This window comes from Frankia sp. AgKG'84/4 (assembly GCF_023242965.2).
Lineage (GTDB): Bacteria > Actinomycetota > Actinomycetes > Frankiales > Frankiaceae > Frankia.
Genome location: NZ_JALKFU020000073.1, coordinates 1 through 15,363, shown reverse-complemented (window position 1 = coordinate 15,363; position 15,363 = coordinate 1). Strand labels below are relative to the sequence as shown.

22 protein-coding genes are annotated in these 15,363 nt (G+C 72.4%); 12 read left to right on the top strand and 10 right to left on the bottom strand.

Annotated elements, in window-relative coordinates; genetic code table 11:
- Together MXD58_RS07695 and MXD58_RS07690 are read left to right on the top strand one after the other, a co-directional pair.
- Positions 1-304, top strand: a 304-nt coding sequence (locus MXD58_RS07695; protein WP_250609147.1) for a DUF4339 domain-containing protein, incomplete at its 5' end; no start/stop codon positions are given.
- 28 nt (positions 305-332) lie between these two features.
- Positions 333-1,502, top strand: a complete 1,170-nt coding sequence (locus MXD58_RS07690) for a TFIIB-type zinc ribbon-containing protein (RefSeq protein WP_248837487.1) — start codon at positions 333-335, stop codon at positions 1,500-1,502.
- 1 nt (position 1,503) lies between these two features.
- Here the strand turns inward: MXD58_RS07690 and MXD58_RS07685 are convergent, their stop codons facing one another.
- Both MXD58_RS07685 and MXD58_RS07680 read right to left on the bottom strand, forming a co-directional pair.
- Positions 1,504-2,091 carry a DJ-1/PfpI family protein gene (locus tag MXD58_RS07685; protein ID WP_248837486.1) on the bottom strand — a complete coding sequence of 196 codons (588 nt, stop codon included), beginning with the start codon at positions 2,089-2,091 and terminating at the stop codon, positions 1,504-1,506.
- A 23-nt stretch (positions 2,092-2,114) separates the two neighbouring features.
- Positions 2,115-2,768 carry a DUF899 domain-containing protein gene (locus MXD58_RS07680; protein WP_248837485.1) on the bottom strand — a complete coding sequence of 218 codons (654 nt, stop codon included), beginning with the start codon at positions 2,766-2,768 and terminating at the stop codon, positions 2,115-2,117.
- 91 nt (positions 2,769-2,859) lie between these two features.
- Here MXD58_RS07680 and MXD58_RS07675 point away from each other — a divergent pair, with 91 nt between their 5' ends.
- A complete protein-coding gene (locus tag MXD58_RS07675) occupies positions 2,860-3,387 on the top strand; it encodes a winged helix-turn-helix transcriptional regulator (protein ID WP_248837484.1) in 528 nt (175 codons plus the stop codon).
- On the opposite strand, the gene MXD58_RS07670 is transcribed toward MXD58_RS07675, so the two are convergent.
- Together MXD58_RS07670 and MXD58_RS07665 are read right to left on the bottom strand one after the other, a co-directional pair.
- Positions 3,388-3,699: a YciI family protein gene (locus MXD58_RS07670; RefSeq protein WP_248837483.1), complete on the bottom strand. Its 312-nt coding sequence runs from the start codon at positions 3,697-3,699 to the stop codon at positions 3,388-3,390.
- A gap of 47 nt (positions 3,700-3,746) precedes the next feature.
- Positions 3,747-4,145 carry a VOC family protein gene (locus tag MXD58_RS07665; RefSeq protein WP_248837482.1) on the bottom strand — a complete coding sequence of 133 codons (399 nt, stop codon included), beginning with the start codon at positions 4,143-4,145 and terminating at the stop codon, positions 3,747-3,749.
- A gap of 279 nt (positions 4,146-4,424) precedes the next feature.
- Between MXD58_RS07665 and MXD58_RS07660 the strand changes: the two genes are divergently transcribed.
- A complete protein-coding gene (locus MXD58_RS07660; protein WP_248837481.1) occupies positions 4,425-4,880 on the top strand; it encodes a hypothetical protein in 456 nt (151 codons plus the stop codon).
- A gap of 16 nt (positions 4,881-4,896) precedes the next feature.
- Here MXD58_RS07660 and MXD58_RS07655 read toward each other — a convergent pair whose 3' ends face one another.
- Genes MXD58_RS07655 through MXD58_RS07645 form a run of 3 tightly spaced genes read right to left on the bottom strand, consistent with a single transcriptional unit; the run spans position 4,897 to position 6,202 of the window.
- The gene (locus MXD58_RS07655) at positions 4,897-5,574 is read right to left on the bottom strand and encodes an SPASM domain-containing protein (RefSeq protein ID WP_248837480.1); all 678 of its coding nucleotides are present in this window, start codon (positions 5,572-5,574) and stop codon (positions 4,897-4,899) included.
- Positions 5,575-5,582: 8 nt separating this feature from the next.
- Positions 5,583-5,909: a radical SAM protein gene (locus MXD58_RS31655; RefSeq protein ID WP_248837479.1), complete on the bottom strand. Its 327-nt coding sequence runs from the start codon at positions 5,907-5,909 to the stop codon at positions 5,583-5,585.
- Positions 5,882-6,202 (bottom strand): hypothetical protein, encoded by a 321-nt coding sequence (locus MXD58_RS07645; protein WP_248837478.1) that lies wholly within the window; start codon positions 6,200-6,202, stop codon positions 5,882-5,884. Before MXD58_RS07645 ends, MXD58_RS31655 begins: the two co-directional genes overlap by 28 nt.
- Positions 6,203-6,328: 126 nt before the next feature.
- Between MXD58_RS07645 and MXD58_RS30635 the strand changes: the two genes are divergently transcribed.
- The 3 genes from MXD58_RS30635 (at position 6,329) to MXD58_RS07630 (ending at position 8,629) form a co-directional block, all read left to right on the top strand.
- Positions 6,329-6,820 (top strand): sigma factor-like helix-turn-helix DNA-binding protein, encoded by a 492-nt coding sequence (locus tag MXD58_RS30635; RefSeq protein WP_248837477.1) that lies wholly within the window; start codon positions 6,329-6,331, stop codon positions 6,818-6,820.
- Complete coding sequence (locus MXD58_RS07635; protein WP_248837476.1) at positions 6,817-7,863, top strand: CU044_5270 family protein; 1,047 nt, start codon at positions 6,817-6,819, stop codon at positions 7,861-7,863. The genes MXD58_RS30635 and MXD58_RS07635 overlap by 4 nt, the downstream gene beginning before the upstream one ends.
- A 121-nt stretch (positions 7,864-7,984) precedes the next feature.
- Positions 7,985-8,629, top strand: coding sequence for a dihydrofolate reductase family protein (locus MXD58_RS07630; protein ID WP_248837475.1), 645 nt, complete (start codon positions 7,985-7,987; stop codon positions 8,627-8,629).
- 6 nt (positions 8,630-8,635) lie between these two features.
- Here MXD58_RS07630 and MXD58_RS07625 read toward each other — a convergent pair whose 3' ends face one another.
- Positions 8,636-9,601, bottom strand: coding sequence for a GlxA family transcriptional regulator (locus tag MXD58_RS07625; RefSeq protein ID WP_248837474.1), 966 nt, complete (start codon positions 9,599-9,601; stop codon positions 8,636-8,638).
- Between the two features lie 83 nt (positions 9,602-9,684).
- On the opposite strand from MXD58_RS07625, the gene MXD58_RS07620 reads away from it, so the two are divergent.
- The 4 genes from MXD58_RS07620 to MXD58_RS07610 all read left to right on the top strand — a co-directional run bounded on the left by MXD58_RS07620 (position 9,685) and on the right by MXD58_RS07610 (position 12,249).
- Positions 9,685-10,617, top strand: coding sequence for an NADP-dependent oxidoreductase (locus tag MXD58_RS07620; protein ID WP_250609146.1), 933 nt, complete (start codon positions 9,685-9,687; stop codon positions 10,615-10,617).
- Between the two features lie 34 nt (positions 10,618-10,651).
- Positions 10,652-11,137 (top strand): PPOX class F420-dependent oxidoreductase, encoded by a 486-nt coding sequence (locus MXD58_RS07615; RefSeq protein WP_248837472.1) that lies wholly within the window; start codon positions 10,652-10,654, stop codon positions 11,135-11,137.
- Entirely contained in the window at positions 11,134-11,256 is a 123-nt protein-coding gene (locus tag MXD58_RS30170) for a hypothetical protein (protein WP_284678022.1), read from the top strand. Before MXD58_RS07615 ends, MXD58_RS30170 begins: the two co-directional genes overlap by 4 nt.
- 225 nt (positions 11,257-11,481) lie before the next feature.
- On the top strand, positions 11,482-12,249 hold the full coding sequence (locus tag MXD58_RS07610) for an alpha/beta fold hydrolase (protein ID WP_518477410.1): 768 nt from the start codon (positions 11,482-11,484) through the stop codon (positions 12,247-12,249).
- 37 nt (positions 12,250-12,286) lie between these two features.
- Here the strand turns inward: MXD58_RS07610 and MXD58_RS07605 are convergent, their stop codons facing one another.
- On the bottom strand, positions 12,287-12,670 hold the full coding sequence (locus MXD58_RS07605; RefSeq protein ID WP_248837470.1) for a DUF427 domain-containing protein: 384 nt from the start codon (positions 12,668-12,670) through the stop codon (positions 12,287-12,289).
- A 301-nt stretch (positions 12,671-12,971) separates the two neighbouring features.
- On the opposite strand from MXD58_RS07605, the gene MXD58_RS07600 reads away from it, so the two are divergent.
- Positions 12,972-14,204, top strand: coding sequence for an FAD-dependent monooxygenase (locus MXD58_RS07600; RefSeq protein ID WP_248837469.1), 1,233 nt, complete (start codon positions 12,972-12,974; stop codon positions 14,202-14,204).
- Between the two features lie 33 nt (positions 14,205-14,237).
- On the opposite strand, the gene MXD58_RS07595 is transcribed toward MXD58_RS07600, so the two are convergent.
- Positions 14,238-15,008, bottom strand: a complete 771-nt coding sequence (locus MXD58_RS07595; protein WP_248837468.1) for a putative protein N(5)-glutamine methyltransferase — start codon at positions 15,006-15,008, stop codon at positions 14,238-14,240.
- Between the last annotated feature and the right edge of the window lie 355 nt (positions 15,009-15,363).

Genomic DNA, 15,363 nt, shown 5'->3' with positions numbered 1-15,363 from the left:
GTACCAGGGCCAGCCGCAGCCGGGCCAGTCCCAGCAACCGCCGGCCGCGCAGCCGCCGCCGGGACCGGGCTCGGCGGGACCGCCGCCGCTGCCGACGGCCGAGCAGTGGTACGTCGGTGCGAACGGCCAGCAGCTCGGCCCGTTCGACCGTAACCAGCTCGCGCAGCGGGTCGCCGCCGGCGAGGTGCGCCACGACACCCTGGTGTGGAAGACCGGTATGGCGCAGTGGGCGCCGGCAGGCCAGGTGGCCGACGTCGCGCCGCTGCTCGCCAACGTTCCGCCGCCGCTGCCGCCGCAGAGCTGACCGGCGACGAGCGCACAGGGACACCCCGATGACCGATCAGCATGCCCAGGGGTCGCCGGATCAGGCTCCGGTGGCCGCGACGACCTATCCGTGCGGCGGCTGCGGCGCCCGGCTGGAGTTCGCCCCCGGCCAGTCCGTCCTGCAGTGCCCGTACTGCGGGTTCCGCCAGGAGATCGCCGCGACCGGCCGGCAGATCCGCGAGATCGCGTATGCCGAGCTGCCGTCGCTGCCGCGCAAGCCCGTCGGCAGCATCGGCGCGTACGTCTTCGTCTGCCAGCGCTGCGCGGCGCGGACCGAGACGGACGAGACCGCGAGCGTCTGCCAGTTCTGCGGCGCGCCGCTGGTGATCGACCCGGGCGCGTCGGGGCAGATCGTGCCCGAGGGCGTGCTGCCCTTCGAGCTCGACCGTGGCGCCGTGCGTACCGCGGTGCGGTCTTGGACGTCGTCGCGATGGTTCGCGCCGTCGGCGTTGAAGAAGGTCAGCGACACCGAGTCGATGAAGAGCACCTACCTGCCGCACTGGACGTACGACTCGCGGACGGTCTCGCGCTACGCCGGCCAGCGCGGCGAGCACTACTACACCACCGAGACCTACACCGACGGCGACGGCAAGCGGCAGACCCGGCAGGTGCAGCACACCCGTTGGTATCCGGCGCAGGGCACGGTCGCCCGCGCCTTCGACGACGTGCTGGTGCCGGGCAGCGGCGTGCTGCCGACCGACAAGGTCGACGATCTCGCGCCGTGGCCACTGGAGCAGGCGGCGCCGTTCCAGCCGGAGTTCCTCGCCGGGCATTTCGCGCTGCGCTACGACGTGGAGCCGGAGGACGGTTTCACGCAGGCACGCAACCGGATGGCACCGGTGATCGCCGAGGACTGCCGACGCGACATCGGCGGCGACGAGCAGCGGGTCCAGTCCGTCGACACCCGGCACAACGACGTCACCTTCAAGCTGATGCTGCTGCCGGTGTGGATCGCCTCCTACGTCTACGCCGGGAAGACCTGGCAGGTCCTGGTCAACGGCCGGACCGGCGAGGTACACGGCGAGCGACCCTGGAGCAAGGTCAAGATCGCTCTTGCCGTGCTGGCCGCGCTGATCGTGATCGCGGTCATCGCCTACTTCGTGGCCGCGCACCGGGGTGGTTCGGCGCAGCACGCGGGGTCGGGTGTTCTGATCAGCGAGCCCGGCGGGCCCGGCTGAGTCAGACCGGCGGCCGCGGGTCGTACTGGATGCCGCGCCGGACCTGCCTCGCGCGTTCGACGTCGCGCAGACGGGCCACGAGATGCAGGGCCATGTCGATACCCGCGCTGACCCCGGCGGAGGTGACGATGTCGCCGTCGTCGACGAAACGGTCGTCGGGGCGGACCGTGAGCGTCGGTTCGAGCTCACGCAGCAGATCGAGCGACGCCCAGTGGGTCGTCGCCGGTCGCCCCGCCAGCAGCCCGGCGCGGGCGTAGACCAGCGATCCGGTGCAGACGCTGGTCATCAGCGGAACCCGCGCGCGCTGCTGGCGCACCCAGTCGAGCTGGGTGTCGTCGACCAGGTGCGCGCGAGTGCCCTGCCCGCCGGGGTAGATCAGCACGTCGAGCGGCGGAACCGTCGCGTACGAGTGCGCGGGATGTAGGACGAGTCCCTTCGCGGCGGTGACCGGCGTGCCGGCCCGGGAGAATGTGGTGACCTGCCAGCCGTCGTCGGGAAACTGCCGCGTCCAGAAGGCCAGCACCTCCCACGGTCCGACCGCGTCCAGCTCCTCGACATCGTCGAACAACAGAATCCCGATGGATTTCACGCGGTCCGCCTCCGGCCTGGCACTCAGTACTCGTCGTGATGGCGCAGCCAGCTCATCGTCGGGTCCTGCGGCCAGCCATCCGGGGAATCCTCCCACTGTTCCTGGCGGCCGTAGGGGGTCAGGTCGAGCAGGTTGAAGTCGAGGCGGAGGCGGTCGACCCCGCGGCCGTTGGTGAAGTAGGTGCGGAAGACGTCGGTGCCGTCGCGGAGCAGGATGCTGAGTCCGAAACCGCCGCCCAGGCCCAGGTCGTCGTTGAAGTCGCCGCCGAACGACGAGTACCAGGGCACGGTCCAGCCCATCCGCCGCCGCAGCACCTCGATCTCGGCCAGCGGCGCGCGGGAGACGAGGATGAGCCTGGTGTCGCGGGCGTTCAGGTGGAACTGGTCGGCGAGATTGTCAGTGAACGAGGAACAGCCGACGCAATAGTGATCCTGGCCTGGTTCCAGCATGCGGTGGTAGATCACCAGCTGGCGGTGACCGTCGAACAGGTCGGGAAGGCCGACGCCGACACCGTCCGGGGCGGTGAAGCGGTAGTCCTTTGTCAGCTGAACCATCGGCAGCCGTCGCCGCCGGGCGGCGAGCGCGTCCAGGGCGTGGGTGAGTTCCTTCTCCTGGGTGAGGAGCTCGTCGCGGGCGGCCTGCCACTCATCGGGGGACACGACGGGAGGACGGTTCATGACCTGCTCCGTTCCTTGAGGAGACTCATCGACACGGGCGGACTAGCGCATCGAGTTCCTTCAGGGAACCTACCTCGTCTACAGTGGCCTGGTGCAGCGGACGCGTTTTGGCGAGATGGCCTGCTCGATCGCTCGAACCTGGGACGTCATCGGCGAGCCGTGGTCCCCGCTGATCCTGCGCAACGTCTACGTCGGCATCCGGCGCTTCGACCAGCTCCAGGCCAGCCTCGGCATCTCCCGCAAGGTCCTCGCCGAGCGGCTGCGCTGGCTGGTGGAAGCCGAGGTCCTGCAACGGCGGGAGTACGCGAGCCGGCCGGCGCGATACGAGTACACGCTGACCCAGAAGGGAATGGAGCTGTGCGACCTGCTGCTGGTCATGGTCCGCTGGGGTGACCGGTGGACGGCTGGCGAGGCCGGGCCACCGGTGCTCTACCGACACCACGCCTGCGGCGAGATCAGCCACGTTGAGCCGCACTGCTCGGCCTGCGGCGGCCCGATGTCGGCCACCGACATCGACGTACTCCCCGGCCCCGGGGCCGCGCCGGGGCCAGGCAGTGATGCCGGCGGTCAGATCGCGGTCGTCGGCGACGGGCCAACCAGCGCAACCGCGGCGTCCTGATCAGAGTTCGTGGCGCAGCGCCGCTAGTTCCGGACCGGTAGTGGTCGGAAGGAACTCGGTGACGGTGTACGTGACGAGCCCGTGGACCTGGAACGGGTCGGACTCGATGATTTTCTCGATCGTCGCCCGGTCGCCGGTCGCGAGGATGACGCCGCCGGTCCGCGGCTCCTTCCGGCCGGACGCCAGGAACCGCCCGGCGTCGTACTGGCCGCGGAGGAACTCGCGATGGCCGCCCATGTGACGGTCGACCTCGACCTCGACCTCGGCCACGTCGGCGGTATAGGTGAGGTCCAGGACAAACAGGCTCGCCATGGGCGCGACTCTAGCCGATCAGCGTCGCGGCTCGCTGCCCGTCGATGTCAGGAAACCGTCGGCGGCTGGCTGCCATACGGGCGGGTGATGATTTCCATACCGTGCCCGGCCGGATCCCGGAAGTACAGGCCACGGCCGCCCCAGTGATGGTTGATCTCGTTCTTCAGCTGGCCGCGCGGATCGGCCCAGTACGTGATCCCGGCAGCCCGAATTCGCGCGAAGGCGGCGTCGAACTCCTGCTCCGAGATCAGGAAGGCGTAATGCTGTGAGGTGATCTCGCCCGTTCCGCCGTCGGCGAAGTCCAGCGTGACGCCATTGCTGAGGACGACGGGCAGGAAAGGGCCCCACTGGGCACCGACCTCAAGGCCCAGGATGTGCGCCAGGAACTCGGCGGACTCGCGGCGCTCCCGGGCGGCGACGATCGTGTGGTTCAGCTCGACAGACATGCGCGAATGCCTCCATCGGCCTCTCGCCGGCACCTGCCTGCCACACCCGGCCGGCAGCAGACCCCCGGTGCCGTAGTTCAACCGTAACACCGGACTCCCGTGATGACGACGTTGCCGCCGCCCCGCCGGCGACGAGCCGGCGGGTGGTGGCCTTCGGGTCATAGCGCCCTGGGTTACACCTGGCGGGCGGGGTCGACCGTAACCCCCTCGGCTATCTCCTGGTGTCCACCCGGACGCCTTTCCGTGGCACCGGGAAAAGGTCCAGAAAAGGAGATGGCCGTGAAACTGAAGGCATCCTCGATCACCGTTCTCACCGCGACACTGGCGTTGGGCGTGAGCCTGCTGTCGGCCCCGGCCGCGTTCGCCAGCCACGGCGGCGGTGGCGGTGGCGGTGGCGGTGGCGGCGGCCGCCCGGGTGGCCCGGCGGTCAAGGCCACCGGCGTCGGCTCGCTCGGCAGCCCGTGGACGTTGAAGTCGCAGCACGATGACGACGGCCCCGGCCCCGTCGCGGGCGAGGAGTTCGAGATCAGGACTCCGGCCACGCACACCTGGCACGTGACCCTCGCGGACAACGGCGCGGTGTTCTTCGACCAGGACGTGTCGGCGACCGCCGATGGCCTGCGGGCCATGGGCAAGTCGCCTGACCAGGGCATCGACCAGGTCATGAGCGCGCACGCGGTCGACCTCGGCACGCACGAGGTCATCGATGCCTCGGTTACGCTGCCGGCGCTCTGATCGTCCCGTTCCGAACTCAGTCGACCCAGGCCGGCGGCCAGTGAATGTCGGCGGCGGTGAGCCGCGGGCGTTGCGCCGCCGGCCAGGGCGCGGCGAGATCCTCCACGACGAGGTCGAACCGGCCGTGGTCGAACGGCTCGCCGGGGGCTGCGGCGACCTGCACGAGCCGTTCGCGCCGGCCGGCGCGCTGGTGCGCGAGCGCCCGGTGGTGGCAGTACGGGTTGTTGCCGGGCCGGCCGAAGACGGTGTGTGCCGTCCAGGTGCAGCCGCCGCGGCACACGTCGGCATAGTCGCAGGTACGGCAGTATCCCCACAGCGTGTCCGTCGCCGCCGCCGTCCCCGCGGCGGTGTTGATGGCCAGTTCGGGGGCGTCCCGGAGCAGCTCGGCCAGGGAGTGCTCGCGGATGTCGCCCGCCCCGTAGTCACGGGTGGGCAGCGACGGGCAGCCCTTGATCGTGCCGTCGGACTCGATGCCGAGGGTGGACAGCCCGGCCTGGCACCCCGACCAGAACGCCGCCCCCTCCGGCGAGCGGAGCAGCCGCTCGTACGGGCCGTAGTACCCGAGGTTGTTCCCGGCGTGGACGCGGACACCATCCGCCGCAGCACGCCGCGCGACCCGGGCGAGCATCGGGAACACGTCGAGCAGCTCGACGGGCTGCAGCAGAATCTCCGCGTGGTCGGCGGCGTTGCCCATCGGGACCGTCAGCTGCCACTGCCAGGCGGCGAGCTCATCCGGTAGCCGCCGGTCGTCAGGGTGCAGGTCATACCCAGGCGGGTGATCTCGGCGGCGATCGTCAGCCAGTCCCGGCGCAGGAACGCCTCGCCGCCGATGAGCGTCACCTCGTCGACGCCGGCCCGGTGCAGCTGGGCGACCAGGTCCAACGCCTCGGCCGTGGTCAGCTCCGCCGGGCGCCGTTCGCCGGCGCGGGAGCCGCAGTGCCCGCAGGCCAGGTTGCAGGCAAGGGTCAGTTCCCAGACCGTGTACGTCCGGCGCGCGCCCGTCACCGCCGCCGCAACCCACGCAGCCAACGCCGCCAACCCGTCCGCCGCGCCGGCCGGTCCAGATCGGGTCGATGTGGCGGCGGGGCCAGCTCGGCGGGTCGCGGAGGTGGCGGCGGTGCGCCGTAGACGGGTGCCGGTGGGGCGGGCAGGTTCGCCCAGGGAGCCGGCGCGGAGCTGCCCGCTTCGGCTTCCTCCCCGGCAAGCCGGCTCGCGATGGCTTCGGCCCGCTCGGGGTTCACCTGCTCGTCGCGGGCCGGGCCGCGCGGCAGCCCGCCGGTGGACCGCTCGTCCTCTTCCACCGCAGCCGCCTCCCACGTCACGCCAAGCTGCCATCAACCCGTTCATTCTGTGCTCTGATCGAGTCGGTGACCATGGCCCCACGACGCACTCCACACGAGCCGAAACGACCACTAAACGTTTCCGGCCACCGGCGGCTCTGAGAAGGCGTGAGAACCGCTGAGGGCTTCGAGCCCTGGTACGCCGCCGAGTTCCCCAGACTCGTGGCGAGTCTCCGGATAGCCACCGGCGACGCCGGCCTGGCCGAGGAGGCCGCCGCCGAGGCCTGCGCCCGTGCCTACGCGAAGTGGGGCCGGGTGCGGCGGATGGAGTCGCCGAGCGGCTGGGTGTACGTCGTCGCGCTGAACGAGGTCCGCTCCGCGCTGCGGCGAAGACGGTTGGAGCGCAACCATGCCGGCCGACTGCGCGCCGGCCACGCGCCGCCGCCCGCCGATCCGGATGACGCCCTGTGGCGCGCGGTCCGCGCCCTGCCGGAACGCATGCGACTCGCGGTCGCGCTGCGCTACGTGGCCGACCTGCCGGAGGCCGAGATCGCCACGGCCATGGGAGTCGCCCGGGGCACCGTCGCCGCCACCCTGCACAGCGCCCGCCGCCAACTCGCCCGCGAGCTCGCCGTACTGACGATCAAGGAGACGCCATGAAAGCCGGCCACCGCCACCCCGCGGACGACGACCAGGATGCCACCACCCAGCTCGCCGGTATCGCGACGCTGGCCCGCCAGCTCGCGACGGCCCCACCATCGGTGCCGGACATCGCCAGCCGGGCCCGGGCATGGCGCCGGCGGCAGGCGCGGAAACTGGCCCCGGCCGTTGTCGCCGCGGCTGCCGCGGCCGCCGTCGCGGTGTCAGCCGGCGTGATCCCCGGTTCGGGCGGGGACTCCCCGGCAGCAGTCACCGCCGCGCCGGCGCCGGCACCGCCGATGCAGACCGTGCGGTTCCTGAGCTCGATGGCATCGGTCGCCGCCGCCCAGTCGGCGCCGCGGCCGGACGTCTTCTGGTACGAACGCGTCGCGGACGAGACCGGGCCCGCCACCGAGTCCTGGGAGTCGACCACGCAGACCGGCCTGCTTCGCGCGGCCGACCCGCAGCAGACGTCGGCCATCGCGCCGACTGCCGCCGTCACCTACTTCGCCTACGAGCCGTTGACGTTCGCACAGATGCGGGCCCTGCCGCTCGACCCGGCCGTGCTGGCGGCGCGGATGCGCGCCACTTTGCGGGCCAGCGGACGCGCGACCGGTGAGCATCGGACGGGCAGTGACCAGGAGATGTTCGAGTCGGTCCGGTACATGCTCGGCTGGGGCCAGGCGACTCCCGAACTGCGCGCGGCCCTCTACCGGATGCTGGCCACCCTGCCCGGTGTGCGCGTGCTCGGCCAGGGCACCGATCCGCACGGCCGGCGGGGCAGCGTGATCGTCGTGGCCCTGCCCCTCGGCGGCGTCCGCGCCATGCTCGTGGATCCCGCCGACGGTCGCCTGCTGGCGGCCGGCGCCAGCCCCGACGATGCCAGCCCCGACGATGCCAGCCCCGACGATGCCGCGTCGCAGGCACCGGCGCCGGCCGCGACCCCCGGTGGTCCCGGTCCCTGGACTCCCCCGGCCGACTGGACCTACCGCGGACCGATCCACTACAACGTGATCTTCGAGGCGTCGGGCTACGTCAACGCCGTCGGCAGACGACCAGAATAGGCGACGCCCCAGCTGGACCGGGCCCGGTCGCGTCGCGCGCGGACGCGCGCGGGCGGTCGCTAGACTCGGCCGCGCGCGCCGCGAGGCGGCTCGCGGATGACGAAACCCGGAGGTCGGTGGCGTGTCGCGGGTGCGGGTCCACAACTTCTCGATCTCCCTGGACGGGTTCGCCACCGGGGCGGGGCAGAGCCTCGAGCAGCCCTTCGGGCACGCCGAGGCGCGGCTGCACGAGTGGTTCTTCCAGACGAGGACGTTCCGGTCCATGCACGGCGAGGCCGGCGGCGGGGCCGGGGTCGACGAGGCGGTGGCCAGCGCCTGGGAGCCGGGCATCGGCGCCGAGATCATGGGCCGCAACAAGTTCGGCCCGCAGCGCGGCCCGTGGGCCGACGACGAGTGGCAGGGCTGGTGGGGCGAGAACCCGCCGTTCCACACGCCGGTGTTCGTGCTCACCCACCATCCCCGCCCGTCGCTGCCGATGGCGGGCGGGACGACCTTCCACTTCCTCGACGCTACGCCGGCCGAGGCGCTACGCCAGGCCCGGGAGGCCGCCGGGGAGCTGGACGTACGCATCGGCGGCGGTCCGACGACGGTGCGCGAGTTCCTCGCCGCGGACCTGATCGACCATCTGCACATCGTCGTCGTGCCAATCATCCTCGGCCGCGGGGTGCGGCTCTGGGACGACCTGGAGGGCCTGGAGAAGCGCTTCACCGTCGAGTCGGTGACAACCCCGCGGGGCGTCACCCACGTAACCTTCAGCCGGCCCTAGTACGGTTCAGCCGGTCCTGGTGCGGAAGGTGCGCCGGTAGTCGCTCGGGGATATGGCGAGGGCCTCGCGCATCTGCTGGCGCAGCGCGGCGGCGGTGCCGAAGCCACAGCGCCCGGCGATGCGGTCGACTGGCAGGTCGGTGTGCTCCAGCAGGTGACGGGCGAGGTCGACGCGTTCGCGCACGAGCCACTCCCCCGGGCTCAGGCCGACCTCGGCGCGAAAACGACGGGTGAACGTCCGCCGGCTCATGCCGGCGTGGGCGGCGAGGTCGTCGAGCCGCAGCGGCTGGTCCAACCGTTCGAGCGCCCACTCGCGGGTGGGCGCCGTCCCGGTGTCGGACGGCATCGGTACCAGGCGCTCGACGTACTGGGCCTGGCCACCATCCCGCCACGGCGGCACCACGCCCGCGCGGGCGACCCGGTTGGCGACGCCGCTGCCATGGTCGAGGCGGATCAGGTGCAGGCAGAGGTCGACCGCGGCGGCGGCGCCCGCGGAGGTGAGAATCCGGCCCGCGTCCACGAACAACACGTCGGGCCGCAGCTGGACAGCCGGATACGCGCGTTGGAAGGCCTCGGCGTGGTGCCAGTGGGTGGTGGCGGCCAGCCCGTCGAGCAGGCCGGCGCCGGCCAGGACGTAGGAGGCCAGGCAGAGCGAGACGATCCGGGCGTCGGAGGGGATACGGCCGAACGCGTCCACGAGTCCCGGCGGCAGCAGATCACGACTGGTGATCTTCGGCATGTCCACGGCGGGCGGCACGATGACGGTGTCCGCCGTGGCGAGCACCGTCGCGTCCCGAACCACGGCGAGGGTGAAGTCGGCGGCCGTCGCCACCGGCGCGCCGTCCACCGAACAGGTGAGGACCTCGTACAGCTGCCGGCCGGTCACATCGGTCGCGGCGCCGAAGAGCTTCGCGGGAATGCTGAGCTCGAACGGGATCACCCCGTCCACGGCCAGCACGACGATGCGGTGCATGGCCCGATTCTTACGTATCTCGGCCCCCGGGCCACTGGCCGGACGCTGGCCGTGACGGCAGTCTCAAGGGCATGGCGACAACGATGCGGGCCATCAGCCAAGACCGGCTAGGCGGCTCCGACGTGCTCACGGTGGTCGAGATCGACCGGCCCGTCCCGGGGCCGTCCGAGGTGCTGGTGCGGGTCCGGACAGTGGGACTCAACCCGACCGACTGGAAGCACCGGGCGATCCCGGGGTTCCTCGGCGACCGGCTGCCGCGGGTGCTCGGCTGGGACGTCTGCGGCGTGGTGGAGTCCGTCGGTTACGGCGTGACGCTGCACGAGGTCGGCGACGAGGTCTTCGGCATGCTGCCCTACCCGCACGGGCATGGTGCCTGCGCCGAGTACGTCACCGCGCCGGCGCGGGCGCTCGTCCGCAGGCCGGCCGAACTCGACCAGATCCAGGCCGGCGCGATCCCGCTGGCCGCGCTGACGGCCTACCAGGCCCTCGTCGACACCGCCCGGGTCCGGCCCGGCCAGCGGGTGCTCATCCACGCGGCGGCGGGCGGGGTCGGGCACCTCGCTGTGCAGATCGCCAGGGCGCTGGGGGCCTACGTCATCGGCACCGCCAGCGCGCCGAAGCACGACCTGCTCCGCCAGCTCGGCGCCGATGAGCTCATCGACTACCGCACCCAGGAGTTCGAGCGGGAGACCGGCGACATCGACGTCGTCCTCGACACCGTCGGTGGCGAGTACGCCGCCCGGTCGCTGCGGACGCTTCGTCCCGGCGGCCTGGTCGTCTCGCTGGTCGGGAACAGCACCGTCGCGCTGCCAGGTCAGGCGGCCGCCACCGGCGTCCGCCACCGGATCATGCTCGTGGAGGCCGACCAGGCCGGCATGCTCGCCGTGGCGGACCTCGCCCGCACCGGACGGCTCCGCCCCGTCATCGAGGCCACCTTCGGGCTCGAGCAGGCCGCCAAGGGCCATGATCTGGGTGACACCGGCCGGGTCACCGGCAAGATCGTTCTTACCGTCTGAGTCAGACCGCCGCCAGCTGTGGAGGGACATCACCGTGTCCGGCCTGCCCCGTGAACTCATCGAACTCGTCGAAGCCGGCCCGCTGGCCCATCTGAGCACGATCAACGCCGACGGCAGCCCGCAGGTCAGCGTGATCTGGATCGGGCTGGACGGCGACGACCTGGTCAGCGGTCACCTGTCCCGGTACGCGAAGATCCGCAACATCGAACGGGATCCCCGGGCGGTGCTGTCCTTCGACGCCCCACGCCGGCCCGGCGTCTTCCTCAATCCGTACGCGGCGCTGCACACCCGGGCTGTCGTCGAGCCCAGCGACGACACCTGGGACCTGCTCAACCGCCTGGCGAAGGTCTACATCGCCCCGGACGCGGAGTTCCCGGCACCGAGGGGCCCCGGGTACACCGTCCGCTACCGAGTCGAACGCATCACCGGCGTCGGCCCCTGGGTGCCGTCCAGCGCGGCATCCGGCCCGACATCGTCGGCGTCGACGTCTTCGCACTGGCGACCGGCGTCGCGGCCATGACCGAACGCGGCCCCCTCGCCGAACGCCGCGATCACCTCCTCGACGTCGTCCTCGACGGCCTGCGGCTCGAGCCGGCCGCCCCCGCCCGCGCCATCGGCCCGGGCAGGCTCGACGAATGAGCGATCGATATCCGCCGATCGAGCCGTACGCCACGGGCCTGCTCGACGTCGGTGACGGCAACCACGTCTACTGGGAGACCTGCGGCAACCCCGCCGGCCGCCCCGCCCTCGTCGTCCATGGAGGCCCCGGGTCAGGCTGCTCGCCAGGCGCCCGGCGCTGGTTCGACCCGGACCGCTACCGCGTCGTTCTCGTCGACCAGCGCGGCTGTGGTCGTAGCCTCCCGCATGCCGGCGACCACGGCACCGTGCTCACCCACAAACACCACCGAGCATCTGCTGACGGACCTGGAGGCGCTGCGCCAGCACCTCGCCGTCGACGCTTGGCTGCTCTACGGCGCGTCCTGGGGATCGACCCTCGCGCTCGCGTACGCGCAACGCCACCCGGCCCGGGTGACCGGGATCGTCCTCGCCGGGGTCACCATGACCCGCCGCGCCGACATCGACTGGTTGTACCGGGGCGTCGCGCGGTACTTCCCGGCGGAGTGGGAGCGGTTCCGCGACGGCCTCCCGCCGGCCGAGCGGGACGGCGATCCCGTCGTCGGCTATGCGCGCCTGCTCAACGACGCCGACCCGGACGTGCGCAGACGGGCCGCCGACGCCTGGTGCACGTGGGAGGACGCGGTGATCTCGTTGGAGTCCGCCGGCCGACCCGGCGCGTACGGCGACCGGCCGGCGCGGGCCCGGCTCGCGCTGAGCCGGATCTGCTCGCACTACTTCGCCCACGGCGCCTGGCTCGAGGAAGGCGTGCTGCTACGCGACGCGTACCGGCTCGCCGGCATCCCGGGCGTTCTGATCCACGGCCGCCACGACCTGGGCGGTCCGTACAAGGTGGCGTGGGAGCTGGCCCGGGCCTGGCCGGACGCCGAACTCATCGGGGTGGCCGACTCCGGTCACACCGGCAGCCAGGCCCTCGGCCGACACCTGCGCGCAGCCCTCGACCGCCACGCGCACACGCCGACGCCCAGGTCGCTGGGAAGCCAGCCAGGCGGGTAATTCTCAACGTTTTCGCGCGGCGGCCGACGGCGCGTCGTCACGCCCCGGCGTCGGCGACGGTGATCTCGGCGCGGTTGGCGTAGAAAGCGACATAGCCGGCGATGTCGGCGACCGCCGGGTACGGCTGCTCATAGAACCAGATGACGTCGTCGAGGCGCGTTCCGTCCGGCGTCTCGACGCTGTGGTAGCTCGCATCGCCCTTGTACGGGCAGTACGTCGACGTCGTGCTGGGGCGCAGCACGCCCGAGTCGACATCGGTGACGGGCAGGTAGTACGCCGGCGGGTAGTTCGCCTCCCGCAGCGTCAGGGCATCCTGGCTGTCGGCGACGACGTGCCCGGCGATCCGGACGACGACGCGGCCGCGGGTCGGCTCGACCGTGATCGGATGGTCAACGCCCGGTTCGAGAACCTGTCGCGACATCGCACGCCTCCTGAGCGCCGCGTCCGGTGCGCGGGTCACCGTCGAGGGTCGTCCACCTGACGAAGCCGGTCAAGTCCGCGGCCTCGATGGCATCGGACTCCGCCGGCGGACAGACCGGACACACCCGGCGGCGTGCTCGACTCCACCGCCGTCAACACCTACGACGTACTGCCCTGACCTGGGCGCGCCGAACTTCGTCGGCCTGCTGAGGTTCGTCACACCACGGCGTCGCTCTTTGGCCGGTCGTCAGATCGGGCCGTAGTCTGATTTTTCCCGACCCGGAGTGAACCGCGGAGGACGCATGGGCAACCGGACGGTGCTGGTCTCGGGCGCCGGCATCGCCGGGATGACACTCGCGTACTGGTTGGCCTGGCACGGGTTCCGGCCAACCGTGGTCGAGCGTGGCCTGTGGCAGCGCACCACCGGCAGCCCGGTGGATGTGCGGGGCCAGGCCCTCCAGGTGGCCGAACGGATGGGCGTGCTCGCGCGGCTGCGGGCCGCCGGCACGAACGTCGCGGAGATGCGGTTCGTCGACGGCGGCGGGCGCAGCGTCGCGCGGATCAACCTGCGGGCGCTGTCCCGGTCGACGGGCGGACGCGACGTGGAGCTCTCGCGGGCCGCGCTCGCCTCGATCCTGCAGGCGGCGAGCGCGGACCACGCCGAGTTCGTGTTCGGGGACTCGATCTCGGCGCTCGCGCAGGACGACCACGGCGTCAACGTGACCTTCGAGCACGGTCGGCCGCGAAGGTTCGACCTCGTCGTCGGCGCCGACGGCCTGCACTCGGCGGTGCGCCGCCTCGCCTTCGGACCGGAACAGACCTACCTGCGCCACCTCGGGCTCTACGCCGCGACGGTGCCGTTCGACGGGCCGACCAACCGCCCCGGCGAAGTGGTCATGCACAACACCCCGGGGCGGGCGGTCGCGCTGCAGCCCTCGGCCGAGGGACCGAGCGCGTTCTTCGCCTTCCGACGCCCGCGGCTCGCCGACTTCGACCACCGCGACATCGAGCAGCACCGCCTGCTGCTCGCCGCCGCGTTCGGCCGGGGTTCGTGGCGGACGCCGGAACTGCTCGCGCGGGCGTACGCCGCCGAGGACCTCTACTTCGACGCGGTCAGCCGGGTCAGCATGCCGACCTGGTCGACGGGCCGAATCACCCTGCTCGGCGACGCCGCGTCCTGCGTTTCCCTCTTCGGCGACGGCTCGTCACTGGCGATGGCGGGCGCGTTCGCGCTGGCCGAGGAACTGGCCGCGACGCCGTCGGACCACCGCGCGGCGCTGCGCCGCTATGAGGCGCGCCACCGCCGGCTCGCCGAACCCCGCCAGCGCGGCGCCGAGCAGGCCTCCCACCTGCTCATTCCGGCCACCTGGACGGGGATCCGGGCCCGCAACGCCGCCAGCCGGCTGTGGCCGGCTGCGGTCGCCGCGGGCTGGGTGGGCAGCCGGCTCACCGCCGGCAACCTCCCGCTTCCGGTGCCCCTGCCACCCCGCGCCACCAGGTCCACCGGGGCGACCACACCGAGCAGACCGGGCTGACCGGGCTGACCGGGCTGACCGGACTGACCGGACTCAGCGCGCCTCGGCGACGAGCACGCTGGCGTCCAGTTCGTCGGACGTGGTGAGCCGGCCGGCGAGGCCGGCCCGCGCGAGCGCGTCGAAGAGTAGTTCGGCCTGCCGCCGGCTGGTCTCCAGCAGCAGGCAGCCGCCGGGCGCGAGCCAGTCGGGCGCCCCGACGACGACCCGGCGAAGTACGTCCAGCCCGTCCGGGCCGCCGTCGAGGGCCAGCCTGGGCTCGTGGTCGCGGGCCTCCGGCGGCATCAGATCGATCGCGCCGGTCGGCACGTACGGGGCGTTCGCGATCAGGACGTCGACCTGACCCCGCAGCCGCGCCGGGAGCGCCGCGTACAGGTCGCCCTCGTGCACCTGTCCGCCGAGCCCGTCGAGGTTGCGTCGGGCGCAACGCACCGCCCGCGGCTCGAGGTCGGCGGCATGGACCTCGACGGCGGGCGCGCCGGGGACGGCGCCGCCGGCGAGGACCGCGACCGCGACCGCCCCCGACCCGCAGCACAGGTCGACCACCACCGTCGGGGCACCGACGTGCAGACGGTCCAGCGCCAGCCGGACCAGGAACTCGGTGCGCCGCCGGGGCACGAACACCCCGGCGTCGACCGCGATCCGCAGGCCGTGGAACTCGGCCCAGCCAAGGAGGTGTTCGAGGGGCTGCCCGGCCACCCGCTGTCGCACCATCGAGGCGAGTTCGACGGGCGTGCGCGCGGCGTCGAGCAGCAGCCTGGCCTCGTCCTGCGCGAAGACACAGCCCGCCGAGCGCAGCTCGCGCACGACACGGTCATACGCGGGCTCAGCGGGGCGCGATGCTGGAACGGGGTCGGTGGGTGGCACGGATACTGATGAGCACATGGGGACTGCCTTTCGGGACACCGAAGGGCGCCATCCCGCTCACCAGGCCGAGGCGAACCCCAGACGGCTGCGGGCGGGCGACGCCCACCCTGATACCGCGGAAATCGGTCCCACCTCCTCAGCTCGATCGTGTCGGGTCGCGCACACCGTACCAGCGGCCGACCCAGTCCCACCCGGCCGACCCAGTCCCACCCGGCCAGCCCAGTCCCACCCGGCCAGCCCAGTCCCACCCGGCCAGCCCAGTCCCACCCGGCCAGCCCAGTCCCACCCGGCCAGC

Coding starts and splice junctions, on each gene's coding strand:
- MXD58_RS30170 (WP_284678022.1), top strand. CDS start 11,134: ATGACCGAACGCGGCCCCCTCGCCGAACGCCGCGATCACCTCCTCGAC.
- MXD58_RS07680 (WP_248837485.1), bottom strand. CDS start 2,768: ATGAACCGTCCTCCCGTCGTGTCCCCCGATGAGTGGCAGGCCGCCCGC.
- MXD58_RS07690 (WP_248837487.1), top strand. CDS start 333: ATGACCGATCAGCATGCCCAGGGGTCGCCGGATCAGGCTCCGGTGGCC.
- MXD58_RS07605 (WP_248837470.1), bottom strand. CDS start 12,670: ATGTCGCGACAGGTTCTCGAACCGGGCGTTGACCATCCGATCACGGTC.
- MXD58_RS07665 (WP_248837482.1), bottom strand. CDS start 4,145: ATGTCTGTCGAGCTGAACCACACGATCGTCGCCGCCCGGGAGCGCCGC.
- MXD58_RS07670 (WP_248837483.1), bottom strand. CDS start 3,699: ATGGCGAGCCTGTTTGTCCTGGACCTCACCTATACCGCCGACGTGGCC.
- MXD58_RS07625 (WP_248837474.1), bottom strand. CDS start 9,601: ATGCACCGCATCGTCGTGCTGGCCGTGGACGGGGTGATCCCGTTCGAG.
- MXD58_RS07610 (WP_518477410.1), top strand. CDS start 11,482: ATGCCGGCGACCACGGCACCGTGCTCACCCACAAACACCACCGAGCAT.
- MXD58_RS07635 (WP_248837476.1), top strand. CDS start 6,817: ATGAAAGCCGGCCACCGCCACCCCGCGGACGACGACCAGGATGCCACC.
- MXD58_RS07620 (WP_250609146.1), top strand. CDS start 9,685: ATGCGGGCCATCAGCCAAGACCGGCTAGGCGGCTCCGACGTGCTCACG.
- MXD58_RS07655 (WP_248837480.1), bottom strand. CDS start 5,574: ATGGGCAACGCCGCCGACCACGCGGAGATTCTGCTGCAGCCCGTCGAG.
- MXD58_RS07600 (WP_248837469.1), top strand. CDS start 12,972: ATGGGCAACCGGACGGTGCTGGTCTCGGGCGCCGGCATCGCCGGGATG.